The 3,909-nt window shown below is 67.8% G+C and carries 5 protein-coding genes; 2 read left to right on the forward strand and 3 right to left on the reverse strand.

Annotated features, from left to right (window positions below):
* Positions 1–252: 252 nt before the first annotated feature.
* Together KZA10_RS09280 and KZA10_RS09285 are read right to left on the reverse strand one after the other, a co-directional pair.
* A complete protein-coding gene (locus KZA10_RS09280; RefSeq protein ID WP_055877408.1) occupies positions 253–525 on the reverse strand; it encodes a GlsB/YeaQ/YmgE family stress response membrane protein in 273 nt (90 codons plus the stop codon).
* 166 nt (positions 526–691) lie between these two features.
* The gene (locus tag KZA10_RS09285) at positions 692–1,618 is read right to left on the reverse strand and encodes a Bax inhibitor-1/YccA family protein (protein WP_141387171.1); all 927 of its coding nucleotides are present in this window, start codon (positions 1,616–1,618) and stop codon (positions 692–694) included.
* A 90-nt stretch (positions 1,619–1,708) separates the two neighbouring features.
* On the opposite strand from KZA10_RS09285, the gene KZA10_RS09290 reads away from it, so the two are divergent.
* A complete protein-coding gene (locus KZA10_RS09290) occupies positions 1,709–2,695 on the forward strand; it encodes a glycerophosphodiester phosphodiesterase family protein (RefSeq protein WP_031205375.1) in 987 nt (328 codons plus the stop codon).
* Positions 2,696–2,728: 33 nt separating this feature from the next.
* Here the strand turns inward: KZA10_RS09290 and KZA10_RS09295 are convergent, their stop codons facing one another.
* Positions 2,729–3,127 carry a YccF domain-containing protein gene (locus tag KZA10_RS09295; protein ID WP_046748802.1) on the reverse strand — a complete coding sequence of 133 codons (399 nt, stop codon included), beginning with the start codon at positions 3,125–3,127 and terminating at the stop codon, positions 2,729–2,731.
* Positions 3,128–3,216: 89 nt separating this feature from the next.
* Between KZA10_RS09295 and KZA10_RS09300 the strand changes: the two genes are divergently transcribed.
* Positions 3,217–3,909: ABC transporter ATP-binding protein (locus KZA10_RS09300; RefSeq protein ID WP_218682720.1), on the forward strand; the 693-nt coding region annotated here is incomplete at its 3' end.

A 3,909-nucleotide genomic window follows, 5' to 3' on the forward strand; every position in this document is an offset into this window, starting at 1 on the left:
GTTCGGGGGCACTGCGCGGCTACCACCTGCTGCCGGCGACGCGGGGTGAGCTGCTGCGTCGGCTCGGGCGCGAGGAGGAGGCGAGGAGCGATTTCGTCGTCGCCGCCGGTCTCGCGGGCAACGATCGGGAGCGGGCGCTGCTGGAGCGGAAGGCGAGCGGGGCCGAGAAATGACTCGTCCCCCTCGGAAGCCGGAGCTGCCGAGGGGGACGAGCGGTGGGATCGACGTGCACGACGTCGCTTCCCCGGTGTGTCAGTTGCGCGCCTTCTGGCCGCGACCGGCGATCAGGCCGTAGATCAGGAGCACGATGATGGAACCCGCGATGGCGAGGAGCCAGGTGCCGAGGTCCCAGAACTCGGTGAGCGGACGGTTGAGGATCAGACTGCCGAGCCAGCCGCCGAGCAGTGCACCGACGACGCCGAGGAGCAGCGTGATGAACCAGCCGCCACCCTGCTTGCCGGGAAGGATCAGCTTGGCGATGGCTCCGGCGATGAGGCCGAGAAGAAGAAAGCCGAGAAAACTCATGGTCAGCTCCTGTGGATCGGGAGCCCCGGGGTGCCGGGGCTTCTGACATCCATATTGCCGATGTCGCTGCCTGAGTGCCAACCCCTTGCGCGCACGCCCCCGGGTATGCAAAGAGGTCCGCCTCCCTCGGGAGACGGACCTCTTCGTGATCTCGTGACGTGCGACGTCAGTTGTTGCCGCGGACGATCGCGATGATGCGCAGGATCTCGATGTAGAGCCAGACCACCGTGACCATGATGCCGAAGGCGCCGAGCCAGCCGTACTGGCGGGGCGCGCCGTTGCGGACGCCCTGCTGGATCTGGTCGAAGTCGAGCACGAGCGAGTACGCCGCCATGATCACGACGAGAACGCCGATGATGACACCGAGCGGGATGCCCATGATGTTGGCGCTGAGCATTCCGAACGCCTGTCCCTCGGGCAGCACGCCGGTCCACATGAGGACGACGTTCAGCAGCGAGAAGACCAGGTAGCCGACCATGGCGATCATGAAGATCTTGGTCGCCTTCTTCGACGCGCGGATCTTGCCGCTCGCGAAGAGGGCCAGGGTCACACCGACGACCGAGACGGTCGCGAGGGTCGCCTGGAAGACGATGCCGGGGTAGATGACCTCGAAGAACGACGAGATGCCACCGATGAAGAGGCCCTCGAACGCGGCGTAGGCGAAGATCAGCGCGGGCCGGACCTTCTTGCGCGACGTGAACGTGATGACCATCGCGAGCACGAAGCCGCCGAGTGCGCCGACGATCCACGGCAGCATGTTGGGCTGGAAGTCGCTGTACGGGTTGTACTTCGGCACATCCAGGCCACCGAGCGTCAGCACCCAGCCGATCGCGGCGGTGACGAGAAGGATGCCGAACAGGCCGGCGGTCTTCCAGACCGTGTCCTCGACCGACATGCGGTCGGTCTCGATGGCACCGGCCGGCGGGGCGGCGTACATGCCTTCGAGCTGCGCATTGGCGGCGGCGTCCATCGCCCCGTGCTGGAGCGAGGCGTTCTGCGCGCCCTGGGCAGCCTGAGGTCCGCCCGGGTACGTCGCGACGTTGCGCGGGTCCTGTTGCTGGAAAGCAGGGTTGTTGAAAGCGAAGTTGCTCATTGGTGGGCCTCACTCCAAAGGGGGGTAGTAGGTCTCTTGCCTCAACGATACTCGGGAGGGGACGTCGACGGGGTGTTCTACGCTGAGAGCGTGCCCAGGAAATCACCCCTCGTCATCGGGCACCGCGGTGCGCCCGGCTACCGTCCGGAGCACAGTCGCTCCTCCTACGAGCTCGCACTCGCCATGGGAGTCGATGCGGTCGAGCCCGACGTCGTGGCGACGAAGGACGGTGTGCTCATCGTGCGGCACGAGAACGAGATCTCGGGCACGACCGATGTGGCCGAGCACCCCGAGTTCGCCGACCGCAAGACGACCAAGCGCGTCGACGGGCAGGCGCTGACCGGCTGGTTCAGCGAGGACTTCACCTGGGCCGAGCTGTCCACGCTGCGGATCCGCGAACGACTGCCGGAGGTGCGGACGTCGAGTGCGAGCTTCGACGGTGCCCAGCCGATCCTGCGCCTCCGGGACGTGCTCGACATCGTGCGTGACGGGTCGGCGGAGCACGGACGCGAGATCGGTGTGGTGCTCGAGGTCAAGCACGCCACGTACTTCGCGAGCATCGGCCTCGACCTGGCCCCGCTGATCGACCGCGAGCTGCGCGAGGCCGGATGGGCGGAGGGCGAGCTGCCGCTGGTGATCGAGTGCTTCGAGTCGACGGTGCTCGGTCAGCTGCGCGAGCGCGGGATCTCTGCGTCGTACATCTATCTGATCGAGGCATCGGGACGTCCGTACGACCTCCTGACGGCCGAGGGCTCGCACGCGCTCACGTACAAGGCGACGGTGAAGGCCCAGGGGCTCGACGGCCTCGTCGGGCGCGTCGACGGCATCAGCGTGAGCAAGAAGATGCTGCTCGACCGCGGCAACACGATCGTCGCCGACGCGCACGCACGAGGCCTCCAGGTGTTCACCTGGACGTGCCGCCCGGAGAACGCCTTCCTCGCGGCGGAGTTCCGCGGCCAGGGCGGACGCGGCGACTACGGCGACTACGAGGCGGAGTGGGGAGTCATCGCCCGCCAGGGCATCGACGGCGTGTTCGTCGATCATCCGGATCTGGGCGTCGCCTTCTTCCGCAGCTGACCTGCGCGCGGGCTCAGAGTGCGTGGAGCCCGCTCAGAGCGTGCGGTCGAAGGCGCCCCTGCGGGTGGAGACGATCTCCTTGCCGAGCGGCATGAGAGAGACCGGCACCATCTTGAAGTCGGCGATGCCCATCGGGATGCCGATGATCGTGATGCACAGCAGGATGCCCGAGACGATGTGGCCGATCGCGAGCCACCACCCCGCGAGGATCACCCACAGCACGTTGCCGAGGAACGACCCGACGCCCGCGGTCGGCTTGCTGATGACCTCGCGGCCGAACGGCCAGATCGCGTAGGCGGCGATGCGGAAGGAGGCGATCGCCCACGGGATCGTGATGATCGGGATGCACAGCAGGATGCCGGCCAGGACGTACCCGAGGAAGAGGGCCCATCCGGCCAGGATGACCCAGATGATGTTGAGGATCGTGCGCATGAGCTGATTGTGTCACCTGTGTTCGGGTGGGCCTGAGCATCCGCCCCGAGGTCCGGGGTGCGACGGTTCCCCGATGCCAGACTGACCGCATGACCGGAATCGTGGTGCAAGACGTCAGTAGAGCGTTCGGGACGGTGCAGGCGGTGAGGGGGGCCACTCTTCGGGCCGAGCCCGGCCGCGTGACCGGCCTCGTGGGGCCGAACGGAGCAGGCAAGACGACGCTGCTCCTGATGCTCGCCTCCCTCCTCGCCCCCGACACCGGGACGATCAGCATCGGGGGTGTCGATCCATCCGTCGATCCGCTGGCGGCGAGACGTCTTCTCGGGTGGATGCCGGACGCTCTCGGCGCCTGGCCGTCGCTCACGGCGCGGGAGACCATCGTCACGACCGCTCGCCTGTACGGCATCGACAAGCCCGAGGCCGCGGTCCGTGCCGAGCAGCTGCTGGCGCTCGTCGGGCTCTCCGATCTCGCCGATTCCCCCGCGAAGGTGCTGTCCCGCGGGCAGAAGCAGAAGCTCGGACTGGCCCGTGCCCTCGTGCACGACCCGAAGGTGCTGCTCCTTGACGAGCCGGCTTCCGGCCTCGACCCGGAGGCGCGTGTGCAGCTGCGCGTGCTGCTGCGCCGTTTCGCGGCGGAGGGCCGCACGGTGCTGATCTCGAGCCACATCCTCTCGGAGCTCGAGGAGGTCGTCGACGACGCGGTGTTCCTCGTCGCCGGTGCCGTCGTCGATGCCGCTCCCGCGCGGAGCATGGTGCGCGCCTGGCGGCTACGCCTCGCCGGC

The organism is Microbacterium sp. BF1 (assembly GCF_019279095.1).
Lineage (GTDB): Bacteria > Actinomycetota > Actinomycetes > Actinomycetales > Microbacteriaceae > Microbacterium > Microbacterium maritypicum.

Bases quoted from the DNA above. Each gene is read 5' to 3' on its own strand.
- KZA10_RS09280 (WP_055877408.1), bottom strand. From the start codon at position 525: ATGAGTTTTCTCGGCTTTCTTCTTCTCGGCCTCATCGCCGGAGCCATC.
- KZA10_RS09285 (WP_141387171.1), bottom strand. From the start codon at position 1,618: ATGAGCAACTTCGCTTTCAACAACCCTGCTTTCCAGCAACAGGACCCG.
- KZA10_RS09295 (WP_046748802.1), bottom strand. From the start codon at position 3,127: ATGCGCACGATCCTCAACATCATCTGGGTCATCCTGGCCGGATGGGCC.